Genomic DNA, 18,537 nt, shown 5'->3' on the forward strand with positions numbered 1-18,537 from the left:
GAGTCGCTCCTCTCGCGCATGGCGGCTGGCTTCCAGGCTCCGGACACCCCTGGTGTGGAACGATCCAGGTCGCTAGACTGGCGACCGGGTACCGGACGGTGGTCCGGAGTTCGTACAGTACCACTCAGTCGTGAATACCTGACTTTCTGATTGTTGACCAGCAGAGCGAACCGAAGACGCTTCTGATTTGAGCCGCCGGACGAATTGGAGTCGGCCACGACCGGCGACCGGTCATGCCGTGCCACGCTATTCCCTGACACGCTGGAGACTGAACATCATCACGAATGTAGTTGGCGTGGATTCGCGAGCAACTGCACGCCACCATTGATCATCATCGCTCTCGTGGTGCATTCATCACTCAATGCACGGTAATAATTTGTGATATCGGAGGTGCAACGTGCAAAGTGCCGCGAACTTGTATCTTGACCTCATGAAGAAGGTTTTGGCAAACACTATTTACGAGGACCCGCCAATTCCTGCGAGCTGGGCGCCGGCCAAGGAGTACGACGAGCTCAATCGTCGGCTAGGAGTGGACTGGCCGAGCGTTGCGCATACCATGATCGGAATGCGTCGTCTTGAAAACGTGGAGAGCTGTATGACCACGGTGTTGACAGACGGAATCCCTGGCGACTTCATCGAGACCGGCGTATGGCGTGGAGGGACGTGCATCTTCATGCGGGCCATACTGAAGGCATATGGCATTGAGAATCGCCGAGTTTGGGTAGCGGACTCTTTTCAAGGAATGCCGCCTGCGGATTCCTCTGTTCACGAGGGTGACCGTCGGCTCGCGAGTGATCGTTACAACGATTTGATGGCGATCGATCTGCCTACCGTGCGGCGGAATTTTGAGCGCTATGGCCTGCTCGACAGGCAGGTGGAATTCTTGCCCGGCTGGTTCCGGGACACGCTGCCGGGCGCCCCGATAGATCGCCTCGCGATCCTTCGACTAGACAGCGATCTCTACGAATCAACGATGGAAACGCTCGTTCAGCTCTATCCGAAGCTTTCTCCTGGCGGATTTGTAATCATCGATGATTATCATATTCCCGTCTGCAGGGAAGCCGTTCATGATTGGCGTGCCGAGTTCAAGGTCGAGGACCCCATCGAGGATATCGACGGTCTGGGCGCCTTCTGGCGCCGCAGCAAATGAAGCGGAGCGTATGGCGTGACAGTCAATAGGGAAGATCTGCTGGCCCTCGTTGCCGGTCAGCTCGGCTGTCCGGTGGGCGAACTGGACATCGACAAGAACTTCATAGAGTCCGGGGCGGATTCTTTGAGTCTGCTGGCCGTGGCCAGGAGGCTTCAGGTGGACTTTGGTGTGCGAGTATCGGTAAAAGAATTGTTCACCGAGATCGACACCCCGCTTAAACTGATCCAAATGTTGTCCGGGAAGGTATCCGAGCGTGAGCCGCAAGTGATGCAGGCGACGACGAGCTCCCAGGAAGAGCCGCCTGGTGTCACGCCCTCACATATGCCGGTGGTGGCATCTACTATGCCGGCGGTGGCATCGACATCGAGCCCGGCGTACGAATCCACTTCCGCTGTGAGTGGCGTCTCTGAGTCCGTCATCTCGGTGCTCAACGGTCAGCTTGAGCTGGCCGAGAAGATGATCTCTAGATTCTCCGAGCTGACTTCCCAGCAACTGCGTGTCCTGGGCACGCTACGGCCTGACCCAATGCCGTCGGTAGAGCCGGTGAGGACGTCTCCGCCCGCCGCACAGGCGGCATCGCCCGTCTCGAGACCCCAGGCAGCCTCGGACCCTCGGCCGCTGGATTCTGACAGGACGCGTCCGCCTCGTCCCGCCACTCCGGCGGCCTCGCAGAACCGACGCCCGGAATTCAGTCTCTATTTCTTCGGTGACTATCCCAAACAAAGTGCGGCCGCCAGCTATGAGCACCTGCTGAGTGCCGCGACCTTTGCCGATCAAAATGGATTCCATGCGGTGTGGATTCCTGAACGCCACTTCCATTCCTTCGGGTCGCTGTTTCCCAACCCTTCAGTGCTGGCCGCTTCCCTGGCTGGTCGCACTTCCCGAATCCGACTCCATGCCGGTTCCGTGGTTCTTCCGCTGCACAACCCCATTCGAGTGGCTGAAGAGTGGTCCGTGGTGGACAACCTGTCCGGTGGTCGTGTAGGGATCAGCTTTGCTAGCGGATGGCACTCTAACGATTTCGTCCTTGCCCCGGACAACTATGGTCGGCAGCGCGAAGTGATGTATGAGTACTTGGACACCTTCCGGCAGTTGTGGGCGGGTGATCCCGTCCGAGTGGCCTCGGGTAGCGGTGAACAGATTGATGTGACATTGCATCCCGCTCCGGTGCAGGACGCCCCGCCGCTCTTCGCCGCCGTTCTCTCGAATCCTGAGAGCTACGAAAGGGCCGCCCGGAGCGGGCTTGGCATCGTAACGAACCTCATGTCGCAGAGCATCGAGGATCTGCGGGAGAACATCTCCCTCTATCGCCGCACGAGAGCTGCGCATGGGTTCGATCCTGAGACGGGCCGGGTAGTGGTGCTCGTGCACACCTATCTGGGTGACGACGCGGTTCGCGCCAGGCGGGAGGCGTTCCAGCCTTTCTGTGACTATCTACGCTCTTCACTCACCCTCTTCAACAATGTCGCCAACAGTCTCGGCATCGATGTCGACCTGGCTGAAACCGAGCAAGATGATCTGGACTTCGTCCTGGAACGGGCGTACGAACGGTACTGCGAGAGTCGGGCCCTAATCGGGAGCGTTGCCGGCAGCCGCGCGGTGATGGACGCCCTGATAGCGGCCGGCGCAGACGAAATCGGGTGCTTCATCGACTTCGGCGTGGCGCCTGACCTGATGTTGGCGGCACTTCCGGAGTTGGACGCGCTTCGGAGGGAATACAATTCGCGTCCGCTGGAGGCCGTCGGCTCCTCGAGCTCGGCCGAGCCGGCTTCGCCGCTTCAGCGCCGGATGTGGCTGCTGGACCGGATGTATCCCGGTGGGAACACGTATCTCGAGCCAAAAGCCATCCTCTTCGAAGGGGCACTCGACACGGTGGCTCTTCATGCGGCGCTACAGCGTGTGGTGGGTAGACACCCGAACCTGCGCACGGTCTTCCGGGAAGGCGACGGCGTTCTGAAACAAGTGCTCCTGCCGACGATTCCGGTCGAGTGTCCCATCGTGGATCTGACCGGGCTCGACGACGACGCCGCTCTGATAAAGCTCAGGGATATGGAGCATGAGTCCGGCTTCGATCTCAGGAGCGGGCCGTTGCTGCGCGCCAGGCTCGGCAGGCTCGGGGATGAGCGCCATCTGCTGTACATCGCGGCGCACCATATTGTCTTCGACGCACAGTCCACCCAGATTTTCGCCCGTGACCTCGCTGCGTTTTACCGCGCGTGGCCCGATGAACCCGCAGGTCTGGCGGCACTGGGCTCCCGGCCCAGCACGCCGAACGATCAATCGCCGGAGCGGGCGGCGGAAAGCGTTGAGTTCTGGAAACGGCAGTTGGCGGACGCGGCTCCCTTGATGTTGCCCGCAGACCGGCCGCGACAGGTAGGTCCGTCGGTCAACGGTGCAAGCTTTGTGCACAACATGGATGTCCTGCTCTCCGAGGAGATCCGTCGTTTCAGTAGAGCCCAAGGGTGCACGTTGTTCATGACGCTCCTCGGGGCGGTCGGCTCGGTCCTGGGCCGATTTTCCCTGCAGGAGGACGTCACGCTGGGAACGGTGGTCAACAACCGGCCAGGCGGATCTGAGCATGTCATCGGAATGTTCGTTGAGACGATCGCCATTCGCCTCGATCTTTCAGGTGATCCCGGCTTCGGCGAACTGATCCGACGCGTGAGAGCCCGTTCAACTCATGCTCTCGATTACGCAGACGTTCCATTCGATCAGGTGGTCGAAGCGATCAACCCGGACCGAGTCGCAGGCGAGAACCCACTTTTCCAGGTGATGGTGGAATTCGAGGAACAGGTCACCCTCGACCTCGACACTTCGGGGGTGTCCGCAGAACTGCTGGACGTTCCGAGGACTGTGACCCCGTTCGATCTTACGCTGTACTTCGCGGATCGGGACAGCGGCATCCGCTGCACAGCCGAGTACGACGCGGACCTCTTCGACGAGGCCACGGTGCGTCGCATCCTGGAGTACGTCGACGACCTACTACGCCGTGCCGTGAGATCTCCCGACGCCCCGCTGTCCCGGCTGCGGGCTCTGACGGAGAGCGATGAGCGATTGCAGGCGCGGTGGCAGGGAGAGCGCACCACCGCGTCGCCTGCCGGTCTGCACGAACTCGTTGAGGAACAGGCTCGACGGACACCAGACGCAATCGCGATCACAGGTGGCGGTGGCTCGGTGAGCTACCGTGATCTCGACGCATCGGCGAACCGGCTCGCACACCAGCTCGTGAGCAGGGGAATTTCGCGTGGCGGGCGGGTGGCGATATGCCTGCCTAGGGGCGCGGACCAGGTCACCGCCATCCTTGCTGTGCTGAAGTGTGGCGCTGCGTATGTTCCCGTCGATCGATCGCTGCCGATCGAGCGTCGCAGGTTCATGATGGAAGACAGCGGGGCCGGATTGGTCATAGCGAGCCGATCTCTGGACACGTCGGAAGAGGAAGTGCTTCCGTACTCTGCTTTGTGGATCGAGGACATCGATTCCGGCGGGACGACCGCCTCACTGGGGTGGGCGGTAGACCCCGAAGACACGGCATATTGCATCTACACCTCCGGATCGACCGGTTCACCGAAGGCGGTCGCCGTCCCGCACCGTGGCCCGGTGAACCTTGTCCGCTGGCAACTGCGGGCCCTGGGCCCACTGGACACTCTGCAATGGGCTTCGACCGGATTCGATGTGAGTGTTCAGGAGATTTTCACGACCCTGGCTTCTGGGGCGACACTGGTCGTCCTCGACGACGAGATCCGCTATGAACCGGCGGCCGTCGCCGAGCACATGAGGCGGCACAACGTCCAGCGCATCAGCGTGCCTTTCACACCGCTCAAGTACTTGGTCGACGAACTCAAGAAGGTTCCGTCCCTGCGTCAGGTGCTGATCGCCGGCGAGGAGGTCACGATCACCCCCGGGCTGCGGAGTCTTGCCGAGGAGCACCCGGATCTCACGCTGTACAACCAGTACGGACCGACAGAAGCCTCGGTCGTGGTGACGTCACACAAGATAGACGTGGCCACCGAAACCGTTCCCCCCATCGGCAGGCCCATCGACAACGTCTCGGTGCGCATCGTGGACGGCTTCGGGCGGCCCGTGCCGGTCGGCGCCGTCGGGGAGCTTCTGATCGGCGGCTCCGCGCTTGCGCACGGATACCTCGGCGACCCGGAGGCCACGAGCAAAGGGTTCGGGCCCGATCCGATCGGCTCGAAGGAGCGCTTTTACCACACGGGGGATCTGGCGCGCTGGCATGCGGACGGCACGCTCGGTTACCACGGGCGTAACGACAGCCAGGTGAAGATCCGGGGGAACCGGGTCGAGCCCGGGGAGGTCGAGTGGGCACTCAGCCGGCTGCCGGAAGTCCAGGAGGCAGTCGTACTCGCCCGCCCGGACAGAGCAGGAGAGAACCAACTGGTCGCCTATGTGGTGCTGCGGGATGGGGCTGTCGGCGAAGGCGATTGGAGTCCGCCGCGTGCGCAACTCGCCTCCTCGTTGCCGCACTACCTGGTTCCGCAGGCTTGGGTACGGCTGGACCGAATGCCGACCGGTCCCAACGGCAAGCTTGATCGGGAGCGGCTCCGGGACATGGATACCGCGTCCCCTGCCGACACCGGCAGATCCGCGTTGACCGAGATGGAGCTCTCGGTACAGAAGCTGTGGGCCGCTGAGTTGGGCAATGACGCCATTCCGCCGGAGCGGTCCTTCTTCGACGTGGGAGGCAGCTCATTGTCTGCCGTCCGCCTCTTGGAGCGGATCCGAGCCGAGCTGGGGCACAAGGTTCCCATGGCGGACTTCCTCGGCGCACCGACGGTCCGCGCAGTGGCGGCATGGCTGGAAGAGCGGGAGCTCTGATATGTCGAACCATCACATCGGCCCCGCGCCCCGTGCGCAGACGGAGCGGGAGTTCGCGCAGCGGGTTCGGCGAATCGTCGAAGACATGCTGGGGCGTGAGGTCGAGCCGCACACGTCCTTCCTCGAACTCGGGCTTACGTCACTGTCTCTCGTTCGTATCCGGCTCCGTCTCGAACGAGAGCTCAGCCGTCCGCTCTCCGACGTTGATCTCTTCGAGCACCCGACGGTGGCGGCGCTTGCCGCGTACCTCGCGTCCTCCGGATCGCGGGACAGCAGGGACGTACCAGCCGTTGACAGTGGGGCCGGGCTCGCGGACCCGGAGCAGCGGATCGCGGTCATCGGCATGGCCGCATATTTTCCCGGTGCGCGTGATGTAGATCAGTATTGGGAAAATCTGCGTTCCGGTGTCTGCAGTGTGAGCACCTTCCGGTCCACCAGGGTGCCGGAGGACCCGGATCACCGGCCCGTGGCAGGCGTCCTGGACGACGTCGACTGTTTCGACGCAGGCTTTTTCGGAATGACCGCGCGCGAGGCGGAAGTCACGGATCCAGCCCACAGGCTGTTCCTGGAGTGCTGTCAGCACGCGCTGGAGCATGGCGGCTATGCGGGCGCCGGGCAGAGGCCGCGGATCGGCGTCTACGCAGGTGGAGGCATGAACCTCTACGGGCCACAGCCGTCGTTCTATGAACGATACGGAAAGGCCACCACCGACCGGGAGACCGAGAACGTCGCCCAAGAGATGCAAGGGCTGATCGGAGGCCAATACGACTTCCTGGCCTCCCGCGTCGCCTACCGTCTCGGGCTTACCGGAGCGGCCATCGGCGTTCAGACGGCGTGTTCCACCGGGCTGGTCGCGGTCCACCTGGCTGTGCAGTCTCTGCTGGCCGGCGAGAATGACCTCGCGTTGGCGGGCGCGGCTGCCGTGCATCTGCCCCAAGACGATGGATATCGGTACGAACCGGATTTCATCTTCTCGTCCACCGGACACTGCCGGGCCTTTGATGCTGCTTCCGATGGCACGGTCGGCGGCAACGGAGTCGCAGCCGTACTGCTCAAAAAGCTCGACAGGGCGCTGTCCGATGGCGACACGATCCACGCGGTCATCCTGGGCTCCGCGGTGAACAATGACGGTGACGCGAAGGCGGCGTTTGTGGCCCCGGGAGTGCAGGGCCACGCTGAAGTGATACGCCAGGCGCTCTCCCGCGCACGCATCGAGCCAGATTCCGTCAGCTATGTAGAAGCCCACGGGACGGGTACCGAATTGGGCGATCGGGTGGAATTCGAGGCGCTGTCCCGAGCCTACCGGTCGAGTCAGGGAAGGACCGGATTCGCTGCTCTGGGATCGGTGAAGCCAAGCGTCGGGCATCTGGACACCTGCGCCGGAATGGCCGGGCTGATCAAGACCGTGCTCATGCTGCGGCAAAAAATGATCGCGCCCACTGTAAAGGTCACCCGGCCGAATCCCCGGCTGTCCTGGGATGAAAGCCCTTTCCGCTTCGCCACCGAGCTTCAGGAGTGGAAGGCCGGGGACGCGTCACCGCGCCGCGCGGGAGTCAGTGCGCTCGGCTTCGGGGGTACCAACGCCCATGTAGTGCTCGAGGAGCCGCCCTCCCTCCCGGTTTCGCCGCCGGCGACGGCGTCCCTGCTGGTTCCCCTGAGCGCGCAGAACGGAGATTCACTGCATGAGCTGGCGGTACGGCTCCGCGAGTATCTGATCGAGCATCCTGATGTCTCCATTACGGATGTGCAGTTCAGTTTGTCTCTCGGTCGACCGCACCTGAAATACCGTCAGACGGTATCTGGCCGGTCAACGACAGAACTCGTCAACGGGCTAGAGGATCTTCTCCGCTCATCGGAGCGTGAACCTGTACGGAATCCAGGGCCACTGGCCTTTGCTTTCTCCGGCCAGGGAGGCTCCGTTTCCGGAATCGCGCGGGGCCTGTATACCGAGTTCTCTGTCATACGCGATGTGCTCGACGAGTGCGAGGACGTGTACCGCCAGAACGCTCGAGGAAGCCTGCTCGACGTCCTGCTGCAGGAGCCGGACGGACCGCCGCCGGTCGCTGCGACACAACCTGCCTTGTTCGCCTTCCAGATGGCACTGGCGCGGCTATGGAGTTCATTCGGAATCGAGCCGGACCTCGTGGTGGGACACAGTTTGGGAGAGATCGCCGCGCTCTGCGAGGCGGGGGCGCTGACCCTTGCCGACGCGTTGCGCTTCACGACGATCCGGGGGCGGCTCATGAGCGCCGGTACGCTTCCGGGGCGCATGCTCGCGGTGGCCGCGGACGGCGACACGGTTCGGCGCGTGTGCCGCGCCACAGGCGCTGATCTGGCCGCGGTCAATGGGCCGCGGGCGCATGTGCTCTCGGGGGCGACCTCGAGTATCGATGAGGCGGAGGAGCTCCTCAAGGCCCAAGGCGTCACGTGCGTCACATTGGCGGTGAGCAGAGCTTTCCACTCCGCCCTGATCGACCCGGTCCTCCCACAACTGCGTGACGCCGCAGCCGAACTGCGCTTCATGCCCCTACGGATACCGTGCGCCGGGGGAGCGGAGGGCGAACTGCTGGCGGCAGGGACGATCCTGGACGCGGATTTCCTCGTCCGGCAGGCCCGTCGGCCCGTTCTCTTTCACCAGGCGTTGACCGCACTCGATGGCATCGGTTGCCATGACTTCCTCGAAGTCGGTCCGAGCGATGTCCTGACAGGGATCGGCCGTAGTGCCTTTCCGCGTTCCCGGTGGACCGCCGGCCAGGGACGCGACGCAAGGGGAGCCCGAGGAGTCTGGGACGCTCTGGCACGCCTGTATCGCCACGGCGCCCCCGTAACGTGGGCACGGATCGCCGTACAGGGCAGACGCATCCCGATGCCCGGATATCCGTTCCGCCGCGACCGGTTCGCTCTGCCTCGAACGGCCGAGTCCGAGGTTGAAGCGAAGCGGCAGACCGTCGACGACGCGGTTCCCGAGTCGCTCGTCGCAGGGCTCGCGGGCCGGCAGCTCGCCCTCATGGGTCGATTGGTGGATGAGGTGTCAGACCTCATGACCGCGCAACTTCGCGCGTTGTCCGAGATCGAAGGAGCCGAATAATCGTGAACGACGCTCAGGCCCGCACCATGCGCCATGGGGAGAGGCCGCTCATCTTTGCGCTGGACTATCCCGGATATCGAACGGAGGCGAAGGTCGAGGACCTGCAACTGGATCAGTACGGGTTGCGGATCCGTAATCTTCTGCGCCACCCTTTGCCGCGGGTGGTCGATGGTGCCGCATACGTCTCACGCATTCTTGCCGGCTCCTCTGCCGGCGATGGCCCTGTCGCGGCGGTCGCCGCATACTGCACGTCGGCTCCCTTCGCATTCGAGGTCGCCGCCGTTGTCTCCCGGTCGCAGCAGAGGTCGCCCAAGATAATTCTTTTCGACGCCGAGGCCAGCACGCCGGATATGATTCTCGAGAGCTATCGGGCGGCGCTTTCCGGGATCGGTGTTCAATCGACTGAACAAGAGCTGCGGAAGAGTGTGGACATGGCTCTCCTCGCCGCGGATCCTCGGCGTTTCGTCGATCTGTTGATACACAATATCGAACGGGAGGTCATCGCCGTTCTGCAAGCCGACGGCAGCGGTGAGGAGGAGGCCACAGAAAGCGCCAGACATATGGCCAACGCCTATGCAGACTGGCTCAGCCACCTGGTGTCATCGTATCGTTCCAGCGTCGTCTCCTCGGATTTTGAGGTGCTGAACATCATCTCCGCCGATGGGCCTCCGAAGGGATTTGAATGTGCGGCGGGTGTCGTACGAGACGTGCGTATGACCTGCGACCGAGCCCGGTTGCTGCGCAGTGAGGAGACGCGTTCCGCGGTGCTTTCCGCCCTCGCGGTGGTTTAGGAGCCTTGGTGCCGTCATGGAATTTCAATCTGGAAGCACAGTGCTGTCCACGCTCATCGTCCGGGTGTGGTCGACGACACGGGCGTCTCCGATCAGCGTCACCTGGACGGATGAGCCGGGATCGCCTGCCGATTGCGCGATGGTGAGAATGATCTGGCCGGGTTCGACGCGTCTGCGCAGGTCTCTCCCGGTGAAGCTGGTCATGTCCGCGTGGATCGCGAACTGCACCGTGCGGGTCTCGCCCGCGGCGAGGTCGACGCGGGTGAACCCGATCAGTTGCCGGACTGGTCGGGTGACCGATGCGACCGGATCGGTGAGGTAGAGCTGGGGCACACAGGTTCCGGCCCGAGAGCCGGTGTTGGTCACCGTCGCTCGCATGGTGATCGATCCGTCGACGGCGACGACGGCCTCCGCGACGTGCGCACCGTCGATGCGGAAGGTGCTGTAGGACAACCCGTGCCCGAACGGGAACGCAGGGGTGGGGTCGATGTTGCTCACACCGTCGCTCTTGAGCGCGAGCGGAGCTGCCAGGTACGTGCCCGGCTGGCCGGCTTCGTCGCCCGGGATCTGGACCGGCAGATGTCCGGACGGGTTGATCCGTCCGGAGAGGACACCGGCGATCGCCGCCGCGCCCTCCTCGCCCGGGAAGAACGCCTGGAGGGTCGCGTCCGCTTCCCGCGCGTGTCGGCCGATCGCGTACGGGCGGCCTGAGACGACGAGGAGGACGGTCCGCCTCGCCGCGGCGAGGACGGCTTTCGCCAGGTCGTCCTGAACCCCGGGAAGCTCCAGGGTCGCGACGTCGCACCCTTCACCCGAGGTCCCGTGCCCGAACATTCCCGAGCGGTCACCGACGACGAGGATCGTCAGGTCGGCTGCCGCCGCCGCGGCCACGGCAGGTTCGATCCCGCTTCTGTCATCGCCGGTGATCTGGCAGCCGATCTCGTGGCGCACCGTGGAGCCGGGGAACTCGCGCCGGATGGCGTCGAGCACCGTCGGGGCCTCGACGCCCAGGGAGAGTCCGGGGTGGTGCGGGAGGACGTGGTTGGGGAACGAGTAGCAGCCGAACAGGCACCTGGCCTCGTCGGCCGCCGGGCCGATGACGGCGATGGAACGCGGACCGAGCGGCAGGATGCCCGAACCGTTGTCGAGCAGCACGATGGACTCCTCGGCCATGCGGCGGGCGATGTCGCGGTTGCTCGGCGGGTCGAGGTTCGCGGGAGCGGTGTACTGCCCGGGATGCCATCCCGGGTCGAGCAGCCCCAGTTCGGCCTTCTGCGTCAGGACGCGCAGAACCGCCCGGTCGAGGAGGTCGGAGGCGATGCGTCCGTCCCGCACCATCGCCAGCAGGGGCTCTCCGTAGCCTGAGGTGTGGGGCAACTCGACGTCGATTCCGGCACGCAGCGCGGCCTGCGCGGCGGTCGGGACGTCGGCCGCCACGTGATGCATGGTGGCGAGGAACGCGATCGACCAGTAGTCGGACACCACGGTCCCCTCGAACCCCCAGGAGTCCCGTAGCAGGTTCGTGAGCAGTGTCTCGTTCGAGCCGCAGGGTATGCCGTCGATGTCGTTATAGGCGTTCATCACCGAGCCGACGCGGCCGGCCACGACCGCCTTCTCGAAGGGCACGAGGATGACGTCGGCGAGTTCGCGCGGGCCGACGGCGGCCGGGGCGTGGTTGCGCGCTGCCCGCGACGTGGAGTAGCCCGCGAAATGCTTCACCGTCGCGATGACGCCGGACGACTGCAGGCCCCGCACATAAGCCAGCCCGAGTTCCGAGACGAGGTAGGGGTCCTCGCCGAGGGTCTCCTCCACTCGGCCCCAGCGGTAGTCGCGCGCCACGTCGAGGACGGGCGCCAGACCTTGATGGACACCGACGGCCGCCATGTCCAACCCGATGGCCGCCGCCATCCGGCGGACGAGGTCGGGGTCCCAGGTGGCCGCCCAGGCCAGCGGGGTCGGGTACACGGTGGCCCGCCAGGTGGTGAACCCGGTCAGGCACTCCTCGTGGGCGATGGCGGGTATTCCGAACCGGTTCGCGGCCGCCACCTGCGCCTGTGCCGTCGCCAGGCGCACGCGACCGGTCTCCGGGTCGATCGGCGCCGTGCCGAACACCCTGGTCAGGTGCCCGAGACCACCGATGATCGCCTTCTCGAACGTCTCGGCGTCGCGGAATGTCTCCTGCATCGGCGCCACGTCTCCGGCGGTGTCGTGGCCCGGCCAGGAACTGCCGAGCTGACGTACCTTCTCGGCCTGCGTCATGGCGTCGAGCAGGGCCTGAGCGCGGACGGGCGCGGGAAGGCCGGGGTCGTTCCAGCGACCGGTCATCCGGCGCTCGTTGCTGATCGTCAAGGTGTCATCTGTTTCTTTCCAGGCGCCACGGACGGCGCAGTTGAGCGAGGAGCGGCTGGGCGAAGCCGATCGGCGGGCGGCGACCCGGACACCGGGGCGCCGATCGCGGGCATGCGCGTGCCATCGAGCGGCACCGGCGAGAGCACGGTCAGCGCCGTCGATTCATGGTCAGGGGAGGGGATGAGGCCGGGGCGGTCGCCCCTCTGTCACTTGCCGCCGGCTCCCATCAGCCCCATCACGAGGGCCCGCCGGGCGAAGAGATAGACGATGAGGATCGGGACGGCGGACATCAGCACGGCGGCCAGCAGGGCCGGGACGTTGCCTCCGTACTGCGAGACGAAGTTGTACAGGCCGAGGGGGACCAGCTTGGTGTCGTTCGACTGGGTCATGATCAGGGGGAACAGGAAGCCGTTCCACGCCTGCAGAGCCGTGAAGACGCATGTCGTCGCGATGCTCGAGCGTGACAGCGGGATGACCAGGTTCACCAGGATCCGGGCCGGGCGGGCGCCGTCCAGGGCCATGGCCTCGTAGAGCGAGGCGGAGATGTCGCGCATCCCGCCGCTGAGGACCAGCACGCTGACCGGAAGCGCGAACGCCGCGGTGGGCAGGGCGATCCCCCAGAGGCTGTCGTAGAGGCCGAGCCGGTTGATGAGGAGGAACAGCGGGATGATGACCGCCTGTGAGGGGACCGCCAGTCCCAAGAGGAACAGCCGGAACACCCCTCTGGTCATCCAGCCGCGTCCCCGGACGACGGCGTAGCTGATGGGTACGCCGAGGAGCAGCACGATCGCGACCGTGAGCGCCGCGACGAGGACGGTGTTCCAGACGTAGTGCAGGAAGCCGCTGTGTATCACGGTCCTGAAGTTGTCCAGGGTCACGGCGGAGGGAATCGAGACGGGCCCGCCGTCGGTGTACTTCGACTCCGGCTGGATCGCCGTGTTCACCAGCGCGTACAGCGGAACACCGATGACCAGGAGCCAGGCGAACGCCGCGAAGCCCGCGACGACGTTGCGGCGCCTTCTCACAGGCCCTCCATCGTGCTCGTCATCTTGTCGTATCCACTGATCTTCACGAGGAGGAGAGAGGCGCCCGTGGCGAGCAGCAACAGGAAGCTCGCGATGACGCTGGCGTATCCATAGTCATAGGTACGGAACGCGGTCTGGTACATGGCGAACGGGAGGATCGAGGTGTCGGTGCCGGGACCCCCGTTGGTCAGCAGGAGGACGATGTCGAACGCCGTGAGGCCGCCGACCACCATGAAGGTGGTCGAGGTGATGATGCTGTTGCGCAGCTGCGGAAGGGTGATGTGGAAGAACTGCCGTACCCGTCCCGCGCCATCGATCGCGGCCGCCTGGTAGAGGGTGAGCGGGATGGCGCGGGCGGCGCCCTGGTAGATCAGCGTATGGAACGGGATGAACTGCCAGCTGGTGACAACGATCAGGCAGGCGATCGCACCCTTCTGGCCACCCAGCAGGTCGGTGTTCCCGCCGAGGAGATCGGCGAGCTTCGGCGGGATGCCGAAGTTCGGATCGAGCAGCTGCCGCCACATGACGGCGGTCGCCGCCGTGGACAGCAGCAGCGGAAAGAAGAAGATCGTCGACAGGACGGCGCGGTTCCGCTGGTAGCCGGCCGACCAGACGCCCAGCAGGATGCTGATCGGCGCCTGCACCAGGATGTTGCCGACGAGCAGGACCGCTGTGACCAGGGTCGACTGGAGGATCTGGCCGTCGCTGAAGAATCGCCACCAGTTGTGCAGCCCGGTGAACTGCGGCGTGCTGAGGCCGTCCCAGCGGGTGAGGGACAGGTAGACGACGCCGGCCATCGGCACGATGGCGAAGAGGATGAAGAACACCAGCCCGGGGATCGCCCAGGCCACGCCGGGTCGCTCCAGTGCGGGAGCGGCCCGGCGCGCCTCGCGGCCCCGCACGAGCCGTGAACTCGTGATGGAGACCATTTGGATCAGCCTTCCTACTTCTTCAGGGCCAGCACCGCGCTGACGAACCGCTCCGGCGTGTCCTGCCCATTGAACAGCTTCTGGATCTCGGTGATCATCGGGGTGCCCAAGGTCAGGCCGAGTGCCTGGTCCCAGGACTGGGTGAAGGTCGGCGCCTTCCGCACGAGGTCGTACTGGAACTGGGCGTAGGCGGGATCAGATGCCTTGGCCAGCATCTGCCCGGCGTTCGCGGTGACGGGCACCTCGCCCTTCTGGACGAGTCCCTGCACATAGCTGTCGCTGTAGGTGGTCTGCAGGAAGTCCTTCGCGGTCTGCTGGGCGGCGGCTGTGGTCACCGAGATGTAGTTGGTGGGGTTCCCGACCACGTCGCCCGGGTCTCCCTTGCCTCCCTCGACGGTCGGGAACGGCACGTATCCCAGGCCCTGCTTGGCGAACGTCGGATTCGTACTCTGCTGGGTGGCGTACTCCCACGAGCCCATCAGGACCATCGCCGCCTTACCCTTGGCGAGCAGCGTCGAGGTGCCGCCCGCGCCATAGCCGACCGAGCCGAATTTCGTACCGAACGCGCCGCTGTCGACGAGTTGCTTGACCATCTGGGCGGTCTTGAGGACCGCGGGGTCCTTCCACTGTGACCAGTCGCCGGCCTGGATCTTCTTGAACAGGTCGGGTCCGGCGAGGCGATCGACGAGGTACTCGATCCACATCAGCTCGCCCCATGAGTCGGTGCCGTTGCCCGCGACCGCGAAGGGGGTGATGCCCTTGCCCTTGAACACCTGGACGAGGTTCGTCAGGTCGCTCCACGTCTTCGGCGGCTGCACGCCCGCGTCGGTGAAGACCTTCTTGTTGTAGAACAGGAACACCGGCTGGGTTCCCCGGCAGGGGATCCCGACCAGCTTGCCGCCCACCTTGCCGGCCTCCAGGGCGGAGGCGAGGAAGTGCGATTCCAGGCCCGGATCGAGTTGCGCCAGCTTGCCGGCCCGCACGTAGTCGTTGAGGCTGCCGCCGCCCCAGTTAAAGAACATTCCGGGCATGTGCGACGAACCCATCGCCGTTCGCAGCTTGTCCTTGTATCCGTCGGTGGCGATCACGGACATGGTGACCTTGCCGTGGGCGGCGCTGTTGAACGAGTCAACGGCGGCCTGCTGCACCGTGTTGGTCGGATCCTGCAGCGTCCAGAACTGAACGTTGCCCGCGGGCGCACTTGCGGAGCTGCCGGCCGACCCGCAGCCGGCCACGCCCATGGCCAGCGCGGCGCTTGCCATCAAGGTGGCGACTGCCCGCTTTCGCGACATTCGGTTCTTCATTAGATACCTTTCGACTCGGGGAGGTACCCACCGAGGTGGCTCCACCTGGCAGGCGGCTCGAACCCCTTGGCGCCGAGGGGACGGGACCGGGAGCCTTGGCCGCCAGGCACCTATCCGCAACCCTTGCGTAATGTGCCCCTAACGGCTGGCTGGTAGGGGCACGCTAGCTGGGGCGATGCGACAGCGACAAGAAACCGGCGGCGTGAGCTTCGAAAGACTTTCGGAAGGTCAGTACCCTGCCGGTGTCCGAGGTCGAACGGCGCTGACAGCCCCTCGTCGCGCGGTGCCGGCTCGCCGCGCCGAGGCGCGGATCGCGCGAGGACGGCACCCTCGACGAGGCGAAGTGTCACGGGCGCCTGCGCCCCCCGGCTCCGGTGCTCGATTCCGTTCGGTCGCGGGGGAGATGCCCGCGCCGAGGCCGAGGGCCTGGAGCGTCACGCCCCCCGGCCACGGCTGCGAAACCCTTTCGCGGCCGTGGCCGGGAACTCGTGTACGCTCCAGGCTCCGCACGGAGTACCTGAGCCGATCGAAGTGACGTCGCGCGGACCGCGAGGACGCCGAGCGAGACCCGCCGGCTGCCCGACGACCTGTCCCTGGACGTCGCCATCACGTTCCGCGCGCCTGAGTTGTGACGCCAGGGAGAACCCCCGAACGGTGGTGCCTGCCGCCCCCGCATGGCGTCAGCGCCTGGCGGACCGGTCGGAGCCGCCAGGTGCACGAGGAACAGAGGAGCGCCGGTGCACGGCATTCACGACACCGAGCCGGCCGGCCGCTGGGAGGACGCGTTCCTTTCCGGCAACGGCGAGTACGGGATCATGGTGTTCGGCCACCCCCATCGGGAGCGGATCGTTCACAACCATCACCGCTACGTACTGCCCAACTCATCCTGCGGGATGTCCCCACCGGCCGTCGCCGACCGGCTCGAGCACGTCCGCGACCTGATCCTGGCAGGCAAGCGGGAGCAGGCACAACGCGAGTTCTCCGATGGCAGGCCGATGGCCTGGACACAGCCGTTTCACCCCGGCCATGTGCTCCACCTGGACTCCGCGAGCACCGCGGGCCGCGTGGACCACTACCGCCGGAGCAGCGACTTCGCGACCGGCGAGGTGAGGGTCACCTGGTCCGCCGATGATCGCGAATGGGTACGGCGCGCCTTCGTGTCACGCCCCGACGCCGTCGCGGTCGTCGAGATCACCGGACCTCGGCTGGACCTGGCGGTACGGCTGTCCGGGGACGTGCCCGGCCACCCGCCGGAGGTCACCGTCGCGACGTCCGCGCACGCCACGAGGAGCGGCGAGGCATCGCTCGCCGCCGTGGGAACGTACCCCGCAGGGCAGGGCGCGGCGGGATTCATCGGCGTGACCCGCGTCGTGGCCACCGGCGGCCAGGTCACGGTGGACGGCGACGTGGCCACCGTCCACAAGGCGACACGCGTGGTGCTGCTGACGCGGATGGACCGATCGGTGACCGCTCCCCGGGCCGACGCGCTGCAGGAGACGCTGGCCGAGCTACCGGCCGACTACGACCGGCTCCTCGCCCGCCATGCCGCCGTCCACGGCGAGCTCTACGCACGCGCCGAACTCGACCTGGGAGTGTCCGAGCACGACCGTCGGCTCCCCGTGCGGGAGCTCATCGCCCGAGCCGGCACCGCGGAGCTGGACGCCGCCCTGGTCGAGGCGATGTTCCACTCAGGCCGGTACCTGTTGCTCAGCTCCTGCGGGGTGCTCCCCCCGCGGCTCACCGGATTGTGGCTGGGGGCCTGGGGCGCCGCCTGGTCCGGCGACTACACGACGGACGCGAACCTCAACCTGCAGATGGCGGGGGCGGTGAGCACCGGGATGCCCGAGCTCATCGCCGGCTATGCCGCCCTGATCGGTGGACAGATCGAAGACTGGCGCACCAACGCCCGCGCGATCTACGGCGCCCGCGGGGTGCTCGCGCCCAGCCGGACCGACGGAGAGCACGGGCTGCTGTTCCATCTCGACGACGAGTGGCCCTGGCCCATGTGGCCGGCCGGCGCGGACTGGCTGCTGTTCCCGCTGCACGAGTACTGGCAGATGACCGGCGACGACGCCTTCCTCGCCGGGACGCTCGCCCCGTGGCTCATCGAGACGGCCACGTTCTTCGAGGACGTTCTCACCCGTGCGGACGACGAAGGACACGTCGTCATCGTCCCGTCCTACTCCCCGGAGGCCGGCCCGCGGGACGGGCGGGGAGTGGCCGGGATCAACGCCACCATGGACATCGCGGCGGCCCGTCACGCGCTGATCACCGCCGCCGGCGTCTGCGCGTACCTGGACATCGAGCGGGCCGCGGCCGGCCGCTGGCGCGCTCTCGCCGACCGGCTGCCGCCCTACCGCGTCGATGACCACGGCGCGCTCGCGGAGTGGGTATGGCCGGGGCTGGAGACCGCCGACGACCACCGGCACGTCAGCCACCTGTACCCGGTGTGGCCGCTGCACGACATCACTCCCGACGACACTCCCGACCTGGCCGCGGCGGCCCGCATCGCCCTGCTGCGGCGCGGCGATGAGAACTTCTCCGCGCACGGCAGCCTGCACCGGGCCCTGTGCGCCGCACGGCTGAAGGACGGCGAGACGGCCCGCGCGAACCTCCTGAAGATCCTGAAGCGGAACATGGTCTTCCGGTCGCTGATGACGTCCCACAACCCCGATCTGGAGATCTACAACGCGGACGCCGCGCACTGCCTGCCCGCCGTCGTCGCCGAGATGCTGGTGGACTCCCGGCCGGGGATCGTGGAACTGCTCCCGGCGTTGCCCCCGGAGTGGAGCAGCGGCAGCCTGCGGGGCATCGTCACCCGCGCCCGCGTCACTCTCGAGGAGCTTAGCTGGGACCTGCGGGACGGGACGGTGCGTGCCGTCCTCCGCTCTACCAAGGAACAGTCCATCACGCTCGTTTGCCGCGGCGCACGGGAGGCCGCCGGGCGGAGGCGGCGCGTTGACCTTCCGTCTCGCACACCCGTCACCGTCACCGTCCGGCTGGCGCCCGGCTCCCCGTCGAATTGACACGCCCACGCGGAGGCCCGTCGGGTGCGCAGAGGGGGC

The 18,537-nt window shown here is 66.0% G+C and carries 9 protein-coding genes; 5 read left to right on the forward strand and 4 right to left on the reverse strand.

Features of this window, described 5'->3' with window-relative positions; translation table 11 throughout:
* Window positions 1-430: 430 nt before the first annotated feature.
* Genes NE236_RS24085 through NE236_RS24100 form a run of 4 tightly spaced genes read left to right on the forward strand, consistent with a single transcriptional unit; the run spans window position 431 to window position 9,865 of the window.
* A complete protein-coding gene (locus NE236_RS24085; protein WP_252844375.1) occupies window positions 431-1,150 on the forward strand; it encodes a TylF/MycF family methyltransferase in 720 nt (239 codons plus the stop codon).
* 15 nt (window positions 1,151-1,165) lie between these two features.
* Window positions 1,166-5,986, forward strand: a complete 4,821-nt coding sequence (locus tag NE236_RS24090; RefSeq protein ID WP_252844376.1) for a non-ribosomal peptide synthetase — start codon at window positions 1,166-1,168, stop codon at window positions 5,984-5,986.
* 1 nt (window position 5,987) lies between these two features.
* Window positions 5,988-9,074 (forward strand): type I polyketide synthase, encoded by a 3,087-nt coding sequence (locus tag NE236_RS24095; RefSeq protein ID WP_252844377.1) that lies wholly within the window; start codon window positions 5,988-5,990, stop codon window positions 9,072-9,074.
* Window positions 9,075-9,076: 2 nt separating this feature from the next.
* Window positions 9,077-9,865, forward strand: a complete 789-nt coding sequence (locus NE236_RS24100; RefSeq protein WP_252844378.1) for a hypothetical protein — start codon at window positions 9,077-9,079, stop codon at window positions 9,863-9,865.
* 24 nt (window positions 9,866-9,889) lie between these two features.
* On the opposite strand, the gene NE236_RS24105 is transcribed toward NE236_RS24100, so the two are convergent.
* The 4 genes from NE236_RS24105 to NE236_RS24120 all read right to left on the reverse strand — a co-directional run bounded on the left by NE236_RS24105 (window position 9,890) and on the right by NE236_RS24120 (window position 15,460).
* Window positions 9,890-12,214, reverse strand: a complete 2,325-nt coding sequence (locus tag NE236_RS24105) for a beta-glucosidase (RefSeq protein WP_252844379.1) — start codon at window positions 12,212-12,214, stop codon at window positions 9,890-9,892.
* A gap of 206 nt (window positions 12,215-12,420) precedes the next feature.
* Window positions 12,421-13,239: a carbohydrate ABC transporter permease gene (locus NE236_RS24110; protein WP_252844380.1), complete on the reverse strand. Its 819-nt coding sequence runs from the start codon at window positions 13,237-13,239 to the stop codon at window positions 12,421-12,423.
* Window positions 13,236-14,168, reverse strand: coding sequence for a carbohydrate ABC transporter permease (locus tag NE236_RS24115; protein WP_252844381.1), 933 nt, complete (start codon window positions 14,166-14,168; stop codon window positions 13,236-13,238). The genes NE236_RS24110 and NE236_RS24115 overlap by 4 nt, the downstream gene beginning before the upstream one ends.
* A gap of 14 nt (window positions 14,169-14,182) precedes the next feature.
* Window positions 14,183-15,460, reverse strand: a complete 1,278-nt coding sequence (locus tag NE236_RS24120) for an ABC transporter substrate-binding protein (RefSeq protein WP_252844382.1) — start codon at window positions 15,458-15,460, stop codon at window positions 14,183-14,185.
* A gap of 749 nt (window positions 15,461-16,209) precedes the next feature.
* Between NE236_RS24120 and NE236_RS24125 the strand changes: the two genes are divergently transcribed.
* Window positions 16,210-18,498, forward strand: coding sequence for a glycosyl hydrolase family 95 catalytic domain-containing protein (locus NE236_RS24125; RefSeq protein ID WP_252844383.1), 2,289 nt, complete (start codon window positions 16,210-16,212; stop codon window positions 18,496-18,498).
* Window positions 18,499-18,537: the final 39 nt, after the last annotated feature.

The sequence above is a fragment of the Actinoallomurus purpureus genome (genome assembly GCF_024055795.1).
GTDB lineage: Bacteria > Actinomycetota > Actinomycetes > Streptosporangiales > Streptosporangiaceae > Actinoallomurus > Actinoallomurus purpureus.